The organism is Nocardia sp. CA-151230, from assembly GCF_050942175.1.
In the GTDB taxonomy this organism is placed as follows: Bacteria; Actinomycetota; Actinomycetes; order Mycobacteriales; family Mycobacteriaceae; genus Nocardia.
The window spans coordinates 8,494,986-8,513,996 of record NZ_CP192061.1; the positions used below are offsets into that span (position 1 = coordinate 8,494,986).

At 67.0% G+C, this 19,011-nt stretch carries 18 protein-coding genes, 4 tRNA genes and 1 pseudogene; 7 read left to right on the top strand and 16 right to left on the bottom strand.

Going from position 1 to position 19,011, the window contains the following annotated elements; all coding sequences use genetic code 11:
* Positions 1 to 23: 23 nt before the first annotated feature.
* From rplL to ACQP1O_RS39730, 12 genes are all read right to left on the bottom strand, one after another.
* A complete protein-coding gene (gene rplL / locus ACQP1O_RS39675; RefSeq protein WP_040862028.1) occupies positions 24 to 404 on the bottom strand; it encodes a 50S ribosomal protein L7/L12 in 381 nt (126 codons plus the stop codon).
* Positions 405 to 468: 64 nt separating this feature from the next.
* The gene (gene rplJ, locus ACQP1O_RS39680) at positions 469 to 1,023 is read right to left on the bottom strand and encodes a 50S ribosomal protein L10 (RefSeq protein WP_354850760.1); all 555 of its coding nucleotides are present in this window, start codon (positions 1,021 to 1,023) and stop codon (positions 469 to 471) included.
* Positions 1,024 to 1,440: 417 nt separating this feature from the next.
* Complete coding sequence (rplA, locus tag ACQP1O_RS39685) at positions 1,441 to 2,151, bottom strand: 50S ribosomal protein L1 (RefSeq protein WP_040862030.1); 711 nt, start codon at positions 2,149 to 2,151, stop codon at positions 1,441 to 1,443.
* Positions 2,152 to 2,297: 146 nt separating this feature from the next.
* Entirely contained in the window at positions 2,298 to 2,732 is a 435-nt protein-coding gene (gene rplK / locus ACQP1O_RS39690) for a 50S ribosomal protein L11 (protein ID WP_326305986.1), read from the bottom strand.
* 160 nt (positions 2,733 to 2,892) lie between these two features.
* Positions 2,893 to 3,726, bottom strand: coding sequence for a transcription termination/antitermination protein NusG (gene nusG, locus ACQP1O_RS39695; RefSeq protein ID WP_433563418.1), 834 nt, complete (start codon positions 3,724 to 3,726; stop codon positions 2,893 to 2,895).
* Positions 3,727 to 3,861: 135 nt separating this feature from the next.
* The gene (gene secE / locus ACQP1O_RS39700; protein WP_433563419.1) at positions 3,862 to 4,251 is read right to left on the bottom strand and encodes a preprotein translocase subunit SecE; all 390 of its coding nucleotides are present in this window, start codon (positions 4,249 to 4,251) and stop codon (positions 3,862 to 3,864) included.
* Between the two features lie 29 nt (positions 4,252 to 4,280).
* Positions 4,281 to 4,353: transfer RNA gene (locus tag ACQP1O_RS39705), tRNA-Trp, on the bottom strand.
* Positions 4,354 to 4,534: 181 nt separating this feature from the next.
* A complete protein-coding gene (locus tag ACQP1O_RS39710) occupies positions 4,535 to 5,587 on the bottom strand; it encodes a fused (3R)-hydroxyacyl-ACP dehydratase subunits HadA/HadB (protein WP_433567946.1) in 1,053 nt (350 codons plus the stop codon).
* A gap of 200 nt (positions 5,588 to 5,787) precedes the next feature.
* On the bottom strand, positions 5,788 to 5,958 hold the full coding sequence (gene rpmG / locus ACQP1O_RS39715; protein WP_029925945.1) for a 50S ribosomal protein L33: 171 nt from the start codon (positions 5,956 to 5,958) through the stop codon (positions 5,788 to 5,790).
* A gap of 42 nt (positions 5,959 to 6,000) precedes the next feature.
* Positions 6,001 to 6,073, bottom strand: a tRNA-Met gene (locus ACQP1O_RS39720).
* 80 nt (positions 6,074 to 6,153) lie between these two features.
* Positions 6,154 to 6,226, bottom strand: a tRNA-Thr gene (locus ACQP1O_RS39725).
* Positions 6,227 to 6,525: 299 nt separating this feature from the next.
* Positions 6,526 to 6,610: transfer RNA gene (locus ACQP1O_RS39730), tRNA-Tyr, on the bottom strand.
* Between the two features lie 138 nt (positions 6,611 to 6,748).
* Between ACQP1O_RS39730 and ACQP1O_RS39735 the strand changes: the two genes are divergently transcribed.
* Positions 6,749 to 7,240, top strand: coding sequence for a YajQ family cyclic di-GMP-binding protein (locus ACQP1O_RS39735; RefSeq protein ID WP_354850771.1), 492 nt, complete (start codon positions 6,749 to 6,751; stop codon positions 7,238 to 7,240).
* On the opposite strand, the gene htpX is transcribed toward ACQP1O_RS39735, so the two are convergent.
* Both htpX and ACQP1O_RS39745 read right to left on the bottom strand, forming a co-directional pair.
* Positions 7,237 to 8,118, bottom strand: a complete 882-nt coding sequence (htpX, locus tag ACQP1O_RS39740) for a zinc metalloprotease HtpX (protein ID WP_433563420.1) — start codon at positions 8,116 to 8,118, stop codon at positions 7,237 to 7,239. The two genes, ACQP1O_RS39735 and htpX, sit on opposite strands and share 4 nt — an antisense overlap.
* Positions 8,119 to 8,306: 188 nt before the next feature.
* Entirely contained in the window at positions 8,307 to 9,329 is a 1,023-nt protein-coding gene (locus ACQP1O_RS39745; protein ID WP_354850777.1) for a polyprenyl synthetase family protein, read from the bottom strand.
* 178 nt (positions 9,330 to 9,507) lie between these two features.
* Between ACQP1O_RS39745 and ACQP1O_RS39750 the strand changes: the two genes are divergently transcribed.
* Both ACQP1O_RS39750 and ACQP1O_RS39755 read left to right on the top strand, forming a co-directional pair.
* Positions 9,508 to 10,782 carry a geranylgeranyl reductase family protein gene (locus tag ACQP1O_RS39750; RefSeq protein WP_433563421.1) on the top strand — a complete coding sequence of 425 codons (1,275 nt, stop codon included), beginning with the start codon at positions 9,508 to 9,510 and terminating at the stop codon, positions 10,780 to 10,782.
* Complete coding sequence (locus tag ACQP1O_RS39755; RefSeq protein ID WP_433563422.1) at positions 10,779 to 11,198, top strand: helix-turn-helix transcriptional regulator; 420 nt, start codon at positions 10,779 to 10,781, stop codon at positions 11,196 to 11,198. The genes ACQP1O_RS39750 and ACQP1O_RS39755 overlap by 4 nt, the downstream gene beginning before the upstream one ends.
* A 77-nt stretch (positions 11,199 to 11,275) precedes the next feature.
* Here ACQP1O_RS39755 and ACQP1O_RS39760 read toward each other — a convergent pair.
* Positions 11,276 to 11,736: pseudogene (locus ACQP1O_RS39760) on the bottom strand (hypothetical protein); the annotation flags it as partial.
* Between the two features lie 90 nt (positions 11,737 to 11,826).
* On the opposite strand from ACQP1O_RS39760, the gene ACQP1O_RS39765 reads away from it, so the two are divergent.
* A complete protein-coding gene (locus ACQP1O_RS39765; protein ID WP_433567947.1) occupies positions 11,827 to 12,270 on the top strand; it encodes a VOC family protein in 444 nt (147 codons plus the stop codon).
* A gap of 51 nt (positions 12,271 to 12,321) precedes the next feature.
* Here ACQP1O_RS39765 and ACQP1O_RS39770 read toward each other — a convergent pair whose 3' ends face one another.
* Positions 12,322 to 12,825 carry a DUF2505 domain-containing protein gene (locus tag ACQP1O_RS39770; protein ID WP_433563423.1) on the bottom strand — a complete coding sequence of 168 codons (504 nt, stop codon included), beginning with the start codon at positions 12,823 to 12,825 and terminating at the stop codon, positions 12,322 to 12,324.
* Between the two features lie 138 nt (positions 12,826 to 12,963).
* Here ACQP1O_RS39770 and ACQP1O_RS39775 point away from each other — a divergent pair, with 138 nt between their 5' ends.
* The 3 genes from ACQP1O_RS39775 (at position 12,964) to ACQP1O_RS39785 (ending at position 18,889) form a co-directional block, all read left to right on the top strand.
* The gene (locus ACQP1O_RS39775) at positions 12,964 to 13,392 is read left to right on the top strand and encodes a DUF3592 domain-containing protein (protein WP_433563424.1); all 429 of its coding nucleotides are present in this window, start codon (positions 12,964 to 12,966) and stop codon (positions 13,390 to 13,392) included.
* 179 nt (positions 13,393 to 13,571) lie between these two features.
* Positions 13,572 to 14,276 (top strand): demethylmenaquinone methyltransferase, encoded by a 705-nt coding sequence (locus ACQP1O_RS39780; protein WP_433567948.1) that lies wholly within the window; start codon positions 13,572 to 13,574, stop codon positions 14,274 to 14,276.
* A 179-nt stretch (positions 14,277 to 14,455) separates the two neighbouring features.
* The gene (locus tag ACQP1O_RS39785) at positions 14,456 to 18,889 is read left to right on the top strand and encodes a molybdopterin-dependent oxidoreductase (protein ID WP_433563425.1); all 4,434 of its coding nucleotides are present in this window, start codon (positions 14,456 to 14,458) and stop codon (positions 18,887 to 18,889) included.
* The last annotated feature ends 122 nt before the right edge of the window (positions 18,890 to 19,011 follow it).

Sequence of the window (19,011 nt, forward strand, 5' to 3'; positions counted from 1 at the left end):
CTGTGCCCCGCCACAGGTCCGTCTTACTTGACGGAAACCTTGGCGCCGGCCTCTTCCAGCTTCGCCTTGGCGGCCTCGGCGGCGTCCTTGGCGACCTTCTCCAGGATCGGCTTCGGGGCACCCTCGACCAGGTCCTTGGCTTCCTTCAGGCCCAGGCCGGAGACGATCTCGCGCACGACCTTGATGACCTGGATCTTCTTGTCGCCGGCACCCTCGAGGATGACGTCGAACTCGTCCTGCTCCTCGGCGGCCTCGGCCGGAGCAGCGGCGCCACCGGCGACGGCGACGGCGACCGGAGCGGCAGCGGTGACCTCGAACTTGTCCTCGAACGCCTTCACGAACTCGGACAGCTCCAGCAGGGTCATGCCGGCGAAGGTCTCGAGCAGCTCATCAACGTTGGCCATTGATATTTCCTTTCGGTAGTTCCGTCACCGCGCGAACGGCGACGAAGAGGTTTGGGGTAGTGACTTATTCGGCGTCTGCGGCCGGAGCTTCGGCGGCGCCACCCTCGGCGCGCTTCTTCTCCTCCAGGGCCGCGGCCAGGCGGGCGATCTGCGAGGCCGGGGCGGCGAACAGCCCGGCAGCCTTCGACAGGTTGCCCTTCATCGCGCCGGCCAGCTTGGCCAGCAGCACCTCGCGCGACTCCAGGTCGGCAATGCGCTCGACCTCGGACACGGACAGCGCGGCGCCGTCCATGTAGCCGCCCTTGATGATGAGCGCCTTGTTGTCCTTGGCGAACGCCTTCAGCGCCTTCGCGGCGTCGACCGGCTCACCCGTAATGAAGGTGATGGCGGTCGGACCGACGAACAAGTCATCCAGGCCTTCCACGCCCGCCTCGGCGGCAGCGCGCTTGACCAGGGTGTTCTTGGCGACGGAGTAGGTAGCGTTCGCGCCGAGGGCACGACGCAGCTCAGTGATCTTGCCGACGGACAGGCCACGGTATTCCGTGACGACAGTCGCGGTGGACGACTTGAACTGCTCGGTGATCTCCGCAACCGCGGTGACCTTCTCAGCCTTTGCCATACTTCGCCTCCTCTCTGGATGGTCGGATCTCGTATGAACTACCGAGTTCCGCCACAGGGGCCGGCGACAAAGCAAACGCCCCGGACGCAAGGTGGTCCCGGGGCGCACAAGAAACAGTCGCGATTTCTCGCGGGTTTCCCGACCTCGGCTCTCCCTGCGTGGGCCGCCGGCAATATCGCCGGACCTTCAGCCACCTGACGGCAGCAACCAACGGTCTTCGGTAGAACGATTTGGGGGTGATCACCGAACGGGCCGGTGACCGTCGTCCAATATAGCGGACCAGCATCGATACGCCAAAACGTGGGTGGCGCCCCGCCCGTCCGCTGTTGTTCTTCTTCGCAAAAGCGAAGGGCCGGTACGAGATTCGTACCGGCCCTTCGGGCTTCATGCGTTGCTACGCGTTACCGCGTCGAGGAATCAGTCTTCCTCGGCGAAGTTACGGGTGCGGTTCGGATCCACCGGGATGCCCGGTCCGGTGTTGGTCGAGAACGTCACCTTCTTGACGTAGCGGCCCTTCGCGGTGGAGGGCTTGACACGCAGGATCTCGTCGAGCGCGGCGCCGTAGTTCTCGGCCAGCTTCTTCTCGTCGAAGGAAGCCTTGCCGATCACGAAGTGCAGGTTGGCCTGCTTGTCGACGCGGAAGTTGATCTTGCCGCCCTTGATGTCGTTGACGGCCTTGGTCACATCGGGGGTGACGGTGCCGGTCTTCGGGTTCGGCATCAGGCCACGCGGGCCCAGCACGCGAGCGATACGACCGACCTTGGCCATCTGGTCCGGGGTGGCGATCGCCGCGTCGAAGTCCAGCCAGCCGCCCTGGATGCGCTCGATCAGGTCCTCGGCGCCGACGGCGTCCGCACCGGCGGCCTCGGCCTCGGCGGCCTTGTCGCCGACCGCGAACACGATGACGCGGGCGGTCTTACCGGTGCCGTGCGGCAGGTTGACGGTGCCGCGGACCATCTGGTCGGCCTTGCGGGGGTCGACGCCCAGACGGACGGCGACCTCGACGGTCGCGTCGGTCTTGGTGGTCGCGGTCTCCTTCGCCAGGCGCGCGGCGGCCAGCGGAGCGTAGAGCGCGGCGCGGTCGACCTTGGCGGCCGCCTCGAGATAAGCCTTGCTTCGTTTTGCCATGATTCTCTGTCCTTGTCTAAGTCAGAAGTGGTGCGGGACAGGCGGTCCCTTCCACAAGAGCTCTGAATCCAATTACGGCGATCGCGGGCCCTACGCGGTTGCGCAGGCTTCCGCCTCCGGGCCTGACACGCTCGCCGCGGAGAGCTCTACTCCGCGATGGTGATACCCATCGAGCGGGCGGTACCAGCGATGATCTTCGCCGCGGCGTCGATGTCGTTGGCGTTCAGGTCTTCCTGCTTGGTCTTGGCGATCTCACGGACCTGGTCCATGGTGATCTGCGCGACCTTGTTGCGGTGCGGCTCGGCGGAGCCCTTCTGGATCCCGGCGGCCTTCAGCAGCAGACGCGCGGCGGGCGGCGTCTTCAGCTTGAAGTCGAACGAGCGGTCTTCGTAGACCGTGATCTCGACCGGGATGACGTTGCCACGCTGCGACTCGGTCGCCGCGTTGTACGCCTTGCAGAACTCCATGATGTTGACGCCGTGCTGACCCAGCGCCGGACCGACCGGCGGAGCCGGGTTGGCCTGGCCGGCCTGGATCTGGAGCTTGATGAGCCCAGCGACCTTCTTCTTCTTCGGGGGCATCTTTCTTCCTTGGGTTAGGTTCCTTACGGATTCCCGTAAGCCTTCTCCGGACCGTGCGCCCGGGCGCGGACGCCCGCGGCACAACCCGTCAAGTCTATGCGAACGCGAAAAAGGCGGTGACACCGGCCCGGAAGCGGACCGGGCCACCGCCCTGACGCACTTAAATCTTGGCGACCTGCGTGAAGGCCAGCTCGACCGGAGTCTCGCGGCCGAAGATCGAGACCAGCACCTTGAGCTTCTGCTGCTCGGCATTGACCTCGGAGATGCTGGCCGGGAGGGTGGCGAAGGGGCCGTCCATGACGGTCACCGACTCGCCGACCTCGAAGTCGACCTCGATGACCGGCTTCACGATCGGGGTCTCGCCGGGGGCCGCGGTGGCGGCGGCAGCGGCAGCCGGGGCGGCCTTCTTCTGCTGCGCGGCCGGGACCAGGAACTTCACCACTTCGGGAATGGTGAGCGGCGAGGGCCGCGAGGTGGCGCCGACGAAACCGGTGACACCGGGGGTGTTGCGCACCGCGCCCCAGGACTCGTCGTTCAGCTCCATGCGGACCAGGATGTAGCCCGGCAGCACCTTGCGGTTGACGTTCTTCTTCTGGCCGTTCTTGATCTCGGTGACCTCTTCGGTCGGCACCTCGACCTGGAAGATGTAGTCCTCGAGACCGAGGTTCTGCACGCGGGTCTCGAGATTGGTCTTCACCTTGTTCTCGTAGCCGGCGTAGGAGTGGACGACGTACCAGTCACCGGGCGCGCGCCGGAGCGCGGCGGTCATCTCGGCGACCGGGTCGACCGGCTCGTCGGAGAGTTCGGCGGCGGGGCGCGCGGGCTCGTCCTCCTCGGCGTCGGCGGCGAACTCGCCGGCCTCCGCGTCGGCGGCGAAAGTCTCAGCCTCGTCGGCGAAGCCCTCAGCGTCGTCCTCGACGTCCACGGTGGTCTCTTCGATCACCGCGTCATCCACCGGGAATTCCTCGGTTGTGCCGTTCTCCGGGGTGCTCACTGGGGCACTCGCTTCCTTAGTCGTCACGTAATCCTCTGCGCGCCGGGACAAAACGCCCGGCGGATGGTCCCGCTCCCCGCCTCTGCCCGGGGGCCGGTCACCGGCCGCGACGGTCAGACGCGGTCATCGTGCCGCCTAGCCGAAGAGCCAGTTGACACCCTTGATGAACGCCAGATCCAACCCGCTGATGTACGCGACGATGAAAATCACGAACACCAGGACAACGCTCGTATAGGTGACCATCTGCTTGCGGTTGGGCCAGATGACCTTGCGAAGTTCCGCGATGACTTCCTTGAGGAACTTCACCAGGCGCTTGAACGGATTGCCCGTACCGCCTCGCCCGGCCTTCTTGTCCTTGCCGGACTGCTTGGTGGTTGCCTTGGCCGAGTCCGACGGTCGGTCGATCGTCGCGACGGCGCTGGACGACGCGGCGCGCGTGCGCCGGGCGGACCGCTTGCCGCTCGGCCGAGCCACCGCGGCGGTGTCATCGCCATCTTCGTGGCGAGTGTCCCGCTCGTCGCTCACGTCGATCCTCTCTACGTCGGCATCCAGGGCAGGGGCGACAGGACTTGAACCTGCAACCTGCGGTTTTGGAGACCGCTGCTCTGCCAGTTGAGCTACGCCCCTTCGGCTGAACGGGGTAACAAGTCCAGCCACTGTTCTATTCAGTTGTACACGGGTTTTCACACAACACGCGCGCCGCTCCTCGGAGCAGCGCGCATCGGCTGGTGACCCCAGATTCCCGAGTGTACGTTACCCCGCGTGGCGATCGCCAATCGGGGTGTCGCAGCGTACCCGGGGTCGACGGTCAGTAGAGCTGCACCGTTGCGGTGGCGCGGCCGAAGATCTTGCGCCCCTCGGACTTCGCCACGATGGCGACGACGGCGGTGCGGGTCTCCGGGTCCACGGACTTGACCTTGCCGGTGTACTCGATCTCCGCGGGACGGTCGATCGGGACGTAGACGGGGCTGGTGAAGCGGACGTTGTACTCCTTGACCGCGCCCGGGTCGCCGAGCCAGGAGGTGACGAAGCCGCCACCCAGGCCCATGGTCAGCATGCCGTGTGCCACAACGTTTTCCAGGCCGACCAGCTTCACGACATCGTCGCTCCAGTGGATCGGGTTGGCGTCGCCGGAAACGCCGGCGTAGTTCACCAGATCACCGCGGGTGAGACGAACCACGCGCGAGGGCAGTTCGGCGCCGACGGTCACATCCTCGAAGCGGCGGACGTGCTTGCTCGCGACGATCGTGCCGGTGGTCGCGATCTCGACCGGCGCCGGGTGCGGCGGCACGTCGGCGCTGCGCGGGTGGTGCTCCGGACGCTCGTCCGGGCCGACGCCGTGCATGAGCACGTTGCGCACGGCCTCACCCATGTTGGGATCGATGTCACCGCCACTGCGGCCGATGAGGGTGGTGTAGGTGGTGAGGACCAACTCGTCGTTCTGCGCGACCACGTCGTTGCGGGTGACGATGATGTCGCCGCCGAAGGCCTGCCGGAAGGAGTGCAGGTAGACGATGCAGGACAGCTGGTCGCCGGCCCGGATGGGCCGGTGGAACTCCAGGATCTGATCGGTCTGCATGATCTGGCTCAGGTCGTAGCCGGTGACGATCTGCTCGAAGAGCCTGCGCTGGGCCAGGATTCCGACCAGGGAGATGAAGGTGAGGGGGGCGACCAACCCGTCGTGACCGTAGCTCTGGGCGATGTCCTCGTCCCAGTGGACCGGGTGGTAGTCCTGCACCGCGCGGGCGTACTCGCGCACCTTCTCGCGGCCGACCTCGTAGTAGTCGTCGACGCGGTAGTGGTGGCCGACCATGGCGGCGGCGTGTGCGGCGGGGTCGAAAACCTCGCTGGAATCGACCATGTCGGCCTCGGTGTCAATGTCGATGTTGATCGTCACGGCAGGAAGTTCCCTATCTGATCCCCGGAACGGGATCGGGCGAGAGCGCTGAACCACCGCTATATACGCCAAATGCCGGACCGGCGCCACTGTCTCTTTCTAAGAGACGAAGTGACCTGCCGATCCGGCACTGTCATCCACGCGGTAGATCGCGCGGGTTTAAGTTAGCGAGACTCGCGGTGCGCCCGGTGGGTACCGCAGTTCGGGCAGAATTTCTTCAGCTCGAGGCGGTCCGGGTCATTGCGCCGGTTCTTCTTGGTGATGTAGTTGCGGTGCTTGCACTGCTCGCAGGCCAAGGTGATCTTTGGCCGGATATCAGTGGACTTCGCGGCCACGATTGCCTTCTTTCCGGTCAGCCTGATTGGGATATCAGTATGTAGCGATGGCCGGACTTGAACCGGCGACACAACGATTATGAGTCGTTTGCTCTACCGACTGAGCTACACCGCCATCTGTTGTCGGTACTGACGGCGGGAAGGTCCCGGGTCCTGCAACGAGACGCCGAGTCGGTCACCACCGGCAATCCGGCGAGCCCCCTAACGGAATCGAACCGTTGACCTTTTCCTTACCATGGAAACGCTCTGCCGACTGAGCTAAGGGGGCGTGTCTGTCTTGCTCCGGTCTCGGCCGGGGCGCTGACGACTTGAACGAGATTACACACAACCCCGCCGACTATCCAAACTGGCTGGTCAGCGCAAGTTTTGACAGTCACCCAAGGTTCGCGGCCCGGCTCGATTCTGGACTGCGGCTGGAATAGACCTCCGCCTTGGAGCGGGGGAGCGAAGCGGAGGAGCGGAGGAGCGGAGGAGGGAAGAATCGAGCTTGCAGGGCCGCGAACAGCCGGAGCGAAGCGGAGGCCAAAAAACACAGAGCCCCGTGGACACTGGGTCCACGGGGCTCTCTGGTGGCGGATGAAGGATTTGAACCTCCGAAGCATTACGCGGCTGATTTACAGTCAGCTCCCTTTGGCCGCTCGGGCAATCCGCCGGGGTACGCCTTGCAGCGCTCCAGCAGAATACAACGAACACACGCCCGGAATGCAAACCGGCTGGATACAGGCATGCCGGAGGGGCTAGCGTCGGCGTGGAACATCCCGAATATCCGAGTCTCGGACAGGAGAAGAGTGTGGCGGATTCGTCGTTCGATGTCGTCAGCAAGATCGATCGCCAGGAGGTGGACAACGCCCTGAACCAGGCCGCCAAGGAGCTGAGCCAGCGCTACGACTTCCGGGGCACCGGGGCGAGCATCGAATGGTCGGGCGAGGAGAAGATCATCCTCAGCGCCGAGTCGGAGGATCGTGTCAAGGCCGCTCTGGATGTGTTCAAGGAGAAGCTGATTCGCCGCGACATCTCGCTCAAGGCGTTCGACGCGGGTGATCCGCAGGCCTCCGGCAAGGTGTACAAGATCACAGGAACCCTGGTGCAGGGCATCACCACGGAGAATGCGAAGAAGATCGCCAAGAAGATCCGTGACGAAGGTCCGAAGGGCGTCAAGGCGCAGATCCAGGGCGAGGAGCTGCGGGTCAGCAGCAAGAGCCGCGACGATCTGCAGGCGGTCATCTCGCTGCTGAAGGGCGGCGACTTCGATATCGCCCTGCAGTTCGTGAACTACCGCTAGTAACTGCGGTTTCCACCAGCCATCTCCTCGAGGCGGGCGATACGGTCCGCCATCGGGGGGTGGGTGGAGAACCAGCGGGCCATCCGATCGCCGTTGCGGAACGGGTTGGCGATCATCAGGTGCGACTGCGCGGTCAACTGAGGCTCGGGCGGCAGCGGGGCGACCTGGGTGCCGCGTTCCAGCTTGCGCAGAGCCGACGCGAGGGCCATGGGGTCGCCGGTGAGTTCGGCGCCGTCCTGGTCGGCCTGGTACTCCCGGGAGCGCGAGACGGCCAGTTTGATGAGCGAGGCCGCGATCGGGCCCAGCAGCGAAACCAGCAGGATGCCAAAGATGTTCGGGCCCTCGCCGTCCCGGCTGCCGCCGAAGGCGCCGGCGAAGAAGGCCAGGTTCGCCAGGCCGGAGATGACCGAGGCGAGCGCGCCGGCCACCGACGAGATCAGGATGTCGCGGTTGTAGACGTGCGAGAGTTCGTGGCCCAGCACCGCACGCAGTTCCCGCTCGTCGAGGATCTGCAGGATGCCGGTGGTGCAGCAGACCGCGGCATTGCGCGGATTGCGGCCGGTGGCAAAGGCATTCGGCGCATTGGTGGGGCTGATGTAGAGGCGCGGCATGGGTTGCCGTGCGGCCGTGGCCAACTCGCGCACGATGCGGTACATGGCCGGGGCTTCCAGCTCCGTCACCGGCTGCGCGTGCATGGCCTTCAACGCCAGCTTGTCGCTGTTGAAGTAGGCGTAGGCGTTCATGCCCACGGCCAGCACGATCGACAGGATCAGGATCGTGGGATTGCGGAACATCGCTCCCGCGAACACGATCAGCGCCGACATCCCGACCAGCAGCCCGAACGTCTTCAACCCGTTCGCATACCCGTGACTGTGCATTTTTGCCCTCCGCTTCGCTCCGGGCGGGTTCGCGGCCCTGGAGGTCTCGTTCTTTCCTCCTCCGCTCCTCCGCTTCGCTCCCCGCTCCGTCAGTCCAGAACGAGACAGGCCGCGAACCACGTTGTGGTGCCCATCAGGGCAGGTACACCAGATAAACGACGGATGTCACGGAGGGGTTCCCGGGATCCTCAGCCGACGCGTTCGATGGTGTAGCGGACCAGGTGTTCCAGGGCCTCGTTGGCCGGGCCGGCGGGCAGGGCGGAGAGTTCGGCGTGGGCGATGTCGGCGTAGCCGTGCAGCTTCTCCTTGGCCAGCACCAGGCCGCGGGAGCGGGACAGCAGGTACAGGGCCTCGTCGACCTCGGTGTCGGTCTCGAGCGGGCGGGCCAGCAGCTTGCGCAGGCGGTCACCCTCGGCGCCCTCGTCGCGCAGGGCGTAGAGGACGGGCAAGGTGTGGACACCCTCGCGCAGGTCGGTACCGGGGGTCTTGCCGGACTGCTCGGACACCGAGGAGATGTCGATGATGTCGTCGGCGATCTGGAAGGCGGTGCCCACGGCGTCGCCGAGGCGGGCCAGCCGTTCCACATGGTCACGATCCGCGCCGGAGAAGGTGCCGCCGAAGCGGCCGGCGGCGGCGATCAGCGAACCGGTCTTCTCCCACACCACACGCAGGTAGTGCTCGACCGGGTCCTGGGACTGCCGGGCGCCGATGGTCTCGCGCATCTGGCCGGTGACCAGCTCGGCGAAGGTCTCGGCGATGATGCGGACCGCGTCCGGGCCGAGGGTGGAGACCAGTCGCGAGGCGTGGGCGAACAGGTAGTCGCCGGCCAGGATGGCGACGCTGTTGCCCCAGCGCGAGTTCACGCTGGGCGCGCCGCGGCGCATGGAGGCCTCGTCCATGACGTCGTCGTGGTACAGGGTGGCCAGGTGTACGAGCTCCACCACGGTGCCGGCGGTGACCAGGTCGGGGCTGGTCGGGTCGGGGCCCAGCTGACCGGTCAGGATGGTGAACAGGGGACGGAACCGTTTGCCGCCGGCCTTGGCCAGGTGCAGCGCCGCCTCCTGCAGGAACTCCTCGCCATCGGACAGCTCGGTGATCAGCAGATCCTCGACCTCGATCAGGCCCTTGCGCACAGTCGCCGCGAGCTCGGGATCGCCCAGATCCACCCCCGCGACCACGGTGCTCTCCTCGCTCACAGCTGATGCGCTCATTTCATCTCCCAGTGCCGCGTCCGACCCCACGCCAAAGAACCTAGCGTGTGGACCGATCACCCCCTATGGACACCACCGTAGTGCGACGCACGAAACACTCGCCACGCGAATCGAAACGCCCGCTATGAAGCGCAGGGCAAATATGCGCGCCCGGTGATGTGCTGCAAGTATTGATCGCATGGGTTCACCGGAACACGCGCCCGAGCAGGGGAAATCATCGGATGTTCTGCCGGCGCACGCCGAGGTCCTGGTCGTCGGGGCGGGGCCTGCCGGGTCCGCGGCGGCCGCCTGGGCCGCACGGACGGGTCGGGATGTGCTGCTGACCGATTCCGCGGTGTTCCCGCGTGACAAGACCTGTGGTGACGGACTGACGCCGCGCGCCACCGCCGAACTCGAGCATCTCGGGCTGGGCGACTGGGTGCGGGCGCACACGGTCAATCGCGGCCTGCGGATGGCCGGGTTCGGGCGGGAGGCGCTGCTGCCCTGGCCGGACGGGTCGTTCCCCGCCTACGGAAGCGCCGTTCCGCGAACCGAACTCGACGACAAGCTGCGCGAGACCGCGATCAAGTCGGGCGTGCGGATGGTGGACGGGGCCAAGGTGGTGGAGGTGGCCCGCGAGGGCGACCGGGTCACCGGGGTGACCGTCAAGACCGACGCCGGGCTGCGGGCGGTGTCGTGCGACATCCTCATCGTGGCCGACGGCGTGCGCTCCCCCGTCGGAAAGCTGCTGGGCCGCACCTGGCATCGCCAGTACGCGTACGGGACCGCGGCGCGCGCCTACATCAAGTCCGAGCGCAGCGACGACGAGTGGATCACCTCGCATCTCGAATTGCGGGATGCGAGCGGGGAATTGATTCCCGGATACGGCTGGGTTTTCCCGCTCGGCAATGGCGAGGTGAATATCGGCGTCGGCTCGCTGGCGACCGAAAAGCGTCCCTCGCATATCGCCTTGAAACCGCTACTGCAGCACTATGTTTCGGAACGCCGTGCGGAGTGGGGATTCGAGGGCGAGGCGCGGGCGGTGGCGTCGGCGCTGCTGCCCATGGGCGGCGCGGTGTCGAATCTGGCCGGGCGCAACTGGGTGCTGGTGGGCGATGCGGCCGGGTGCGTGAACCCGCTCAATGGCGAGGGCATCGACTACGGCCTGGAGGGCGGGCACATGCTCGCCGGGATCCTGGACCAGCCCGATCTGACCCATATCTGGCCGGAGCTGCTGCGGGAACGCTACGGCCGCACGTATTCGGTGGCGCGGCGGCTGGCGGGGCTGGCCACCCACCCGCGCACGGTGCCGCTGGGCGGGCCGCCGATGATGCGGTCGAAGCTGTTGCAGCGCACCGCGGTCCGGGTGATGGGCAATCTGGTCACCGACGAGGACGTCGACCTGACCGCCCGGCTGTGGCGGAGCGCGGGCCGGGCCTCCCTGCGTTTCGACAAGATCCGGCCGTTCTCGTGAGCGCCCGGCCGGTTCCCGAGGAGCTGCTGCCGCATCTGCGGCGAGCACGGGATCTGGCCGACCGGCACTACGCGGAGCCATTGGATCTGGACAGTCTGGCGGCGGCCGCGGGGGTGTCGAAGTATCACTTCCTGCGGTGCTTCGCGGCGACGTACGGCAAGACGCCCGCGGTGTATCTGGCCGAGCGCCGGATCGAGCGGGCCCAGGATCTGTTGCGCGCCACCAACGTGACGGTGACCGAGGCCTGCATGCTCGTCGGCTACAGCAGTCTCGGGTCGTTCAGCAGCAAATTCACCGAGCTGGTGGGGATGTCGCCCTCGGAGTATCAAGCGAAGTTCGCGGCCGAGGGCGCACCTCATATCCCGGGTTGCTACGTCTTCATGCACGGTCTCTCGGATCGGAAACCGCCGGTGTAGCAGCTGTTTCGACGGCAGGACGTGAATGCCGGTCTTGTCGGCCGAGAGCGCCGGCGAGCTGATGTACTGGATCTCGGTATCAGCCACAGCGGCGTGGTCCACCCCTGCGGCTCGGCCAGGGTGTTCATGCCGTGGATGACCAGCGGAAAGATCATCACCGCGGACACCAGGTAGCCGATCGGCAGCGGCACGCGCAGGCCGAGTTTCAGGCCCTGCGCCATGATCGAGCCCTCGAGGGCGAAGAAGGTGAAGGTGAAGGTGGCGAACACGATGTTCGTCACCACCGACCCGTAGTACCCGAAGCCGCTGCCGCGGGTGATCAGGTCCCGGTCGATGTTGTAGCGCGCCGCGTAGTAGACCGGCGGAAACCTGTGAGCATGGCCACTATGGCGAAGATGCCGATGCCCAGCAGGGCGTTGCCGTTGGCGATGCCGATGTTCGCGCCGATGGAGAAGTCGGCCAGGTAGGCGATGCCGCCGAGCGCCGCGACGCCGACCACCGCCGGACTCCATTTGCGGTAGCTGCGGGGCGATACCCGGCTGTCCGGACGCGAATCCGCCCGGCGCGGAAACGCGCAATTTCGGAGAAGCCCGCGCGGGCCGGCCGTCCATAGGCTCGAGGTATGACGATCATCACCAATGTCTCGCTCGTGACCGTGTACGTGACCGATCAGACCGCCGCGAAGCAGTGGTACATCGAGAAGCTGGGTTTCGTGGAGGCCAGCGATGTGACCATGGGCGACAACGGCTTCCGCTGGGTGACCGTGGTGCACCCGAACCATCCGGAACTGGAGGTCACGCTGATGGTCCCGGGTCCACCGCTGGACGACAATCTGGCCGAGGCCATCCGGCGGTCCATGGCCAACGGCACGCACGGCGCGCTGGGCCTGCGAACCGACAACTGCCAGAAGGCCTTCGAGGAACTCACCGCCAAGAACGTGGAGTTCGTGCAGCCACCGTCGGAACGCCCCTACGGCGTGGAGGCCATCGTCCGCGACAACTCCGGCAACTGGCTGGTCCTCGTCGAACCCCGCGAATTCGATCCGGCCACGGCCCAGTTCGGCCCGGAATAAGCACAGGCCCCGTGGATGCGGGACCACCCCCGCATCCACGGTTCACCGCGATCAGGCGGACTGCGCGGCGAACCAGGATTCGACGGACTTGCGCTCGCTGTTCATGACCTTCTTGAGCAGGTTCTCGACCAGCGGTTCGATGGCCCCGCCGACCAGCGGGACCTTCACGTCGACCGTGCCGGTGGCCTCGATCTCGGAACCTTCGGCGGTGGGCCGCAATTCGAGCGTGCCCGCCATCTCGGTGGTGATGCCGCCGGAGCGGCCGCTGAAGCCACCCTTGGCGACGCCGTCGGTGAGCGCTCCCCAGGTGTCGGTGCGCTCGAGCATGAGCTCGCTCTTGAGGACCTTCTTGACGATCCCGGGAATCTGGTCCTCGGGCGCCTTCTCGGTCATGTGGATCCGGATGGTGCCGGGGCCGTCCGGATGGGTGAGCTCGAGCGTGGCGGTGGTCGCCTCGGCGAAGCGGGCCTGCCACATCTCGTCATTCGTCAGTGCCCGGTGAAGCTCTTCGACCGGAACGCTGTACTGCACGGTGAAGCTGAATTTTCGGGACATGGCGAAGACCGTAGCCCAGCGATGGAATAGCCTGCTGAAGTGTCGGAAACTAGCCAGTCTGATAGCGGAGCGCAGCGGAGCGACGATCAGACACAGCGGGCTGAACAGCGTCGGGCGGTTCGGCTGCGGCGGGCTCGGATGGGGGTCCTGATCGCCGCGGCCACGGTCAGCTTCCTGGCCGTGCTGCTGGTGCTGGCGGCCTGGCGCGACGACCACCTGATCAACTCCGACAAGGGCGTGACCAGCGCCGAAGTCCTCTCGGCAGGCACGCTGCGGTCCGCGGTCATCTTCGTGACGCCCGACGGCGAGACGCACAATCCGAAGACCGGGGTGCTGTACCCCACCAGACTGACGGTCGGCGAACGCATCAATGTCGAATACCGGCGCAGTGATCCCGATCTCGTACGCGTGGCGGGTCGCGATGCGCGTGTCGCGATCATCCCGGCGCTGTCGGTCATCGTGGTCGCCTGGGCCGTCGCCATCCCCGCGCTGTGGTTCCTCGGCTCGCCCCCGACCCGGTGGCTGGGCGCGCTGCGAACCAGCATGCGAACTAGGCTGCGGCAGTAGACCGTCCCGGCCATCCACACCCATGGTTCGCGGCCCGTCTCGTTCTGGACTGCGGCTGGAATAGACCTCCGCCGTGGAGCGGGGGGAGCGAAGCGGAGGAGTGGAGGAGGGAAGAACGAGACCTCCAGGGCCGCGAACCCGCCCGGAGCAAAGCGGAGGGCAAAATAGACACCGTGAAAATCAGGCAGCGGGAATCGTTTCGGGCCCAGCTGGACAAGCAGCCGCGCGACGTCGCGTCCATGTTCGACGGTGTCGCCAAGCGGTACGACCTGACCAATTCGGTGATCTCCGTTGGCCAGGACAGGTATTGGCGCTGGGTGACGCGCAAGGCACTGGGCCTGCGGCCCGGCGAGCGGGTGCTGGATCTGGCGGCGGGGACCGGTGTCTCCACCGTGGACCTGGCCAAATCGGGCGCGTGGGTGCTGGCCGCGGACTTCTCCCAGGGCATGCTGTCGGCCGGACGGCACCGCAATGTGCCCATGGTCGCCGCCGATGCCATGGCGCTGCCCTTCGCCGACGACTCCTTCGACGCGGTGACCATCGCCTACGGCCTGCGCAATGTGGCCGACCCGGATCTGGCGCTGCGCGAGATGCTGCGCGTCACCAAGCCGGGCGGGCGGCTCGTGGTGGCCGAGTTCTCCACGCCGACCTGGGAACCCTTCCGGACCATCTACATGGAGTACCTGATGCGGGCGCTGCCGCCGCTGGCGCGCGCGGTCTCCAGCAATCCGGACGCCTATGTGTATCTGGCCGAGTCGATTCGGGAATGGCCGAATCAGCCGCAGCTGGCGCTGCGGATCGCCGACGCGGGATGGTCCTCGGTGCAGTGGCGCAATCTCTCGGGCGGGGCGGTGGCCCTGCACCGGGCGTACAAGCTGGGCTGAGCGGAATCGAGTCCGGAGCGCCGACCTGTGGCGTTGCTCACGGCAGCGCGCCGACCTGGACCTCACAGTCACGAAAAACGGCTGTGAGGTGGATTGTCATCTGGCGATAACGTTCGGTAAATCCGCCGCAACCCGGGGTGGCTTAACTCGGAACCATGCCGGAACAGCCCACTCCCCCGATGAGCACCCGGACCGCGTGCTCGTACTGCGGGGTGGGCTGCGGAATCACCGTCGAAACCAAGCCCGGGGAACGCGGACTACCCGTGATCTCCAGGGTGAAGGGCGACAAGGACCACCCGGTCAATGCCGGGCGGCTGTGCACCAAGGGCAATACGCACGCCGAACTGATGGCCGCGCCCGGCCGCATGGAGACCGCCTACCGCCGGCCCGAACGCGGCCAGCCGCCGGTGCCCATGCCCGTCGACGAGGCGATTCACGAAGCCGCGCAGCGGCTTCGCGTGATTCTCGACACAGACGGACCGGACGCCATCGCCCTCTATGTGTCCGGCCAGCTGTCGATCGAGGCCCAGTACCTGGCCACCAAGCTCGCCAAGGGCCACCTGCGCACCGTGCACATGGAGGCCAATTCGCGGCTGTGCATGGCCAGCGCGGCCGGCGGGTACAAGTTGTCGCTGGGCGCGGACGGGCCGCCCGGGTCCTACGACGACCTCGACCACGCCGATCTGTTCTTCGTCATCGGCGCGAACATGGCCGACTGCCACCCCATCCTGTTCCTGCGCATGGCCGACCGGCTCAAGGCGGGCGCCAAGCTGATCGTGGTGGATCCGCGGCGCACCGACACCGCGGCGCGTGCCGACCTGTTCCTGCAGATCAAGCCGGGCACGGACCTGGCACTGCTGAACGGGCTGCTGCACCTGCTGGTCGAGAACGGCGACATCGACGCCGAATTCATCGCCGAGCACACCGAGAACTGGGCGGGCATGCCCGAGTTCCTGGCCGCCTACACCCCGTCGATGGTGTCCGAGGAGACCGGCATTCCCGAGGCCGACATCCGCACCGCGGCCGCCTGGATCGGCGCGGCGGGCGAGTGGATGTCGCTGTGGACCATGGGCATCAACCAGTCCACGCACGGCACCTGGGCCAGTAGCGCCATCATCAACCTGCACCTGGCCACCGGCGCCATCTGCCGCACCGGCAGCGGGCCGTTCTCGCTCACCGGGCAGCCCAATGCCATGGGCGGGCGCGAAATGGGTTACATGGGACCGGGATTGCCGGGCCAGCGCAGCGTGCTCGCCGACGCCGACCGGGCCTTCGCGGAGGCCGAATGGGGGCTGGCGCCGGGCACCATTCGCGCCGAGGCCGGGCCCGGTTCCATCGAGATGTTCCGTGGGCTGGCCGACGGAAAGATCAAAGCCTGCTGGATCATGTGCAGCAATCCCGTTGCCTCCATGGCGAATCGACGCACCGTCATCGCAGGGCTGGAGGCCGCCGAGCTGGTGATCGCCCAGGACGTGTTCACCGACACCGCCACCAACGCCTACGCCGACCTGCTGCTGCCCGCCACCCTGTGGGCCGAGGCCGATGGAGTGCAGGTGAACTCGGAACGCAACCTGACCCTGCTGCAGCAGTCGGTGGAACCGATCGGCGACGCCCGCCCGGACTGGCAGCTCATCGCGCAGGTCGCGACGGCGCTCGGCTTCCCCGGGTTCGAGTACGCCTCCAGCGCCGAGATCTTCGACGAGATCCGGCGATTCGCCAACCCCGCCACCGGCTACGACCTGCGCGGCATCGACTACGACGGGCTGCGGGCCGGGCCCGCGCAGTGGCCGTGCGCCGATCCGGCCCAGCGCCGCAACCCGATTCGCTATCTCAACGACGGGATCAGTCAGACCCTGCACACCGACGAGCACGGGCACACCCCGCGACTGGCGTTCGCCACGCCCAGCCGCAAGGCCGTGTTCTGGGCGCGCCCGCACCTGCTGCCCGACGAGATGCCGGACGAGGATCACCCCTTCGTGCTCAATACCGGCCGCCTGCAACACCAGTGGCACACCATGACCAAAACCGGGAAGGTGGCGAAACTGACCAAGCTCAATGGCAAGCCCTTCCTGGAGATCCACCCCGAGGACGCCGACCGCCTCGAGGTGCGCGCGGGCGACCAGCTCGAAATCACCTCCCGCCGGGGCCGCGCCGTGCTGCCCGTCCAGGTGAGCGACCGCGTACTCCCCGGCACCTGCTTCGCACCGTTCCACTGGAACGACGAGCAGGGCGAATACCTGACCATCAATGCCGTCACCAACGACGCGGTCGACCCGATTTCCCTGCAACCCGAGTTCAAGGCCTGCGCGGTCCGGCTGCGGAAGGTGGCGGCCCTGAGCACCACCGCGCCCGATGACACCGGCAGCGAGGACGGGCCGACCGGTGCACCGTTCATCGCGAGCCCCGGGGAACCCGACCGGTCGGCTGCTGTGGCCGCCGACGGCGCGAACGGACCGCATCCCCTGGCGCTCATGCTCGGGTTGGAGACCGGTGTCGCACCGACGCTGACCGAGACCGAACGCATCTATCTCGGTGGATACCTGGCGGCGCTGCAGAGCCTGCCGGTCAGTGGCGTCCCGGTGCTGCCCGAGACCGCGCCGATCGCGGAGCGCAGCCGGGTGTGGATCGACGGACTGCTGGGCGGGATGTATTCGCGTGGGGCGCAGCACTGCTCACCGGCGCTCGACAGGGCCGTGGCCGGCGGCTCGTCGCACGGCCCATCGGACACCACGGGTTCGGCTACGCCTGCGGCGACGCGCACGGTGACCGTGCTGTGGGCATCGCAGACCGGGACGGCGGAGGAACTGGCCGCCGCTCTGGCGACCTATCTGGCCGATTCGGGATTCACGCCGCGCCTGCTGGACATGGATTCCGCCGAATTGTCCGACCTGACAGGTGATGTGCTGGTCATCAGCAGCACCTTCGGCGACGGCGGCCCGCCCGACAATGGCGCGGACTTCTGGGAACGCCTGAACGACAGCGCGATCCGGCTGACCGGCATGCGGTACGCCGTCTTCGCGCTGGGCGACTCCTCGTACGACGACTTCTGTGGCCACGGCCGCAAGCTGGACGAACTGTTCGAGAAGCGCGGAGCCACCCGCCTGTTGCCGCGCGTCGACAGCGAACCCGACCACGAGGATCTGTCCGCGGCCTGGTTCGACGCCGTGGCCGACGGTCTCGCCGCCTTCGCCGACAATGTTGCCGGACCGGATGGTTCGGGACCGGATGACCGATCCGGTGGCAGAGCCGGTGCCGCACCGGGCCGAGGCGGCAATGTCGACCGGCCGCGCGGCGTCACCGGATTCGGCGGGCCCGCAGCGGGTGCTCAGGGTTCGGACGGCCCGGCCGCCCGGCCCGGCGAGGTGCCGCCGGGGTGGGGTTCCCCCGGCTTCGGGTCGAATTCCGCTCCCATGGGCGGTGATGGCCGACGCGGCACGGTCACCGGCCTCGCACCGGGGCGGCGGACACGTACGACCGCCGCCGCGCCCTTCACGCGGAATTCGCCTGTGCTGGCGAAACTGGTTCGCAATGAATTGCTTTCACGGGATGGCTCCGGGAAAGAGGTGCGGCAGTTCGGGTTCGATCTGAGTGATCCCGAGGCCACCTACGAGGTCGGGGATTCGCTCGGGGTGCGGCCCGCGAATTGTGAAGCGCTGGTGGCGGAGTGGCTGGCGGTGACCGGGCTGGAGGGGCGGCGGCTCGTCGACGTCGAGGACGGCGAGATGGCGCTGTCCGAGGCGCTGCGGACGCACTACGACATCACACGGGTGAGCACGGATCTGCTGTCGTTCGTGGCCGAGCACAATGCCAGCCCGCGGCTGGCCAAGCTGTTGCGCCGGGACAATCGCAATGAGCTGGACGGGTATCTGTGGGATCGGCAGGCGGTGGACGTGCTGCGCGATTTCCCGGTGCGGGCCGATCTGGTGGAGTGGCTGGGCACGCTGAAAAAGCTGCAGCCGCGCCAGTATTCGATCTCGTCGAGTCCGCTGGTGAGTCCGCGCGAGGTACAGCTGACGGTCGGCGTGGTGCGCTACGGCGAGCCGGCGGCCATCGGTTCGGCGGCCCGGCGCGGCGGGGTGAGCTCGACGTTCCTGGCCGATCGCGCCCACGCGGAGGTGCCTATCTTCCTGCAGCGGGCGCCGCATTTCCGGCCGCCGCTGGATCCGAACGCACCGATGATCATGGTCGGTCCGGGTACCGGTATCGCGCCGTTCCGCGGTTTCCTCCAGGAGCGCCGTGCCCTCGGCTGCCGGGGCCGCAACTGGCTGTTCTTCGGCGATCAGCACGCCAAGGACAATTTCTATTACCGCGCCGAACTCGAGGACATGTTCCGTTCGGGATTCCTGACCCGGCTGGATCTGGCGTTCTCCCGGGATCAGCGCGAGCGGATCTATGTACAGCACCGGATGGTCGAGCACGGCGCGGAATTGTGGGCGTGGTTGCGCGAGGGCGGTCACTTCTATGTGTGCGGTGACGCCGCGCGCATGGCCAAGGATGTGGACGACACTCTGCTGAAGATCGCCCGCATTCACGGCAAGCTGAGCGAGGACGGCGCGCTCGCGTTCAAGAAGCAGCTGGTAGCCGAGAAGCGCTACGTGCGCGACGTGTACTGATCCGGTCGCTCGCCCGCGACGTCGGTCCGCCGATTCCGGCCTCCACAAATGTGAAACTGTGGTATTTGTAACTCGCCTGTCCAGGCTCATACGGATGGGCGGGCCGTCACCGGGGCGGCTGC

Excerpts from the sequence above, each read along its gene's own strand:
- rplL (WP_040862028.1), bottom strand. The coding sequence starts at position 404 with ATGGCCAACGTTGATGAGCTGCTCGAGACCTTCGCCGGCATGACCCTG.
- rplJ (WP_354850760.1), bottom strand. The coding sequence starts at position 1,023 with ATGGCAAAGGCTGAGAAGGTCACCGCGGTTGCGGAGATCACCGAGCAG.
- rplA (WP_040862030.1), bottom strand. The coding sequence starts at position 2,151 with ATGGCAAAACGAAGCAAGGCTTATCTCGAGGCGGCCGCCAAGGTCGAC.
- rplK (WP_326305986.1), bottom strand. The coding sequence starts at position 2,732 with ATGCCCCCGAAGAAGAAGAAGGTCGCTGGGCTCATCAAGCTCCAGATC.
- ACQP1O_RS39710 (WP_433567946.1), bottom strand. The coding sequence starts at position 5,587 with ATGGTCGATTCCAGCGAGGTTTTCGACCCCGCCGCACACGCCGCCGCC.
- htpX (WP_433563420.1), bottom strand. The coding sequence starts at position 8,118 with ATGCACAGTCACGGGTATGCGAACGGGTTGAAGACGTTCGGGCTGCTG.
- ACQP1O_RS39745 (WP_354850777.1), bottom strand. The coding sequence starts at position 9,329 with ATGAGCGCATCAGCTGTGAGCGAGGAGAGCACCGTGGTCGCGGGGGTG.
- ACQP1O_RS39750 (WP_433563421.1), top strand. The coding sequence starts at position 9,508 with ATGGGTTCACCGGAACACGCGCCCGAGCAGGGGAAATCATCGGATGTT.
- ACQP1O_RS39770 (WP_433563423.1), bottom strand. The coding sequence starts at position 12,825 with ATGTCCCGAAAATTCAGCTTCACCGTGCAGTACAGCGTTCCGGTCGAA.
- ACQP1O_RS39775 (WP_433563424.1), top strand. The coding sequence starts at position 12,964 with ATGGGGGTCCTGATCGCCGCGGCCACGGTCAGCTTCCTGGCCGTGCTG.
- ACQP1O_RS39785 (WP_433563425.1), top strand. The coding sequence starts at position 14,456 with ATGAGCACCCGGACCGCGTGCTCGTACTGCGGGGTGGGCTGCGGAATC.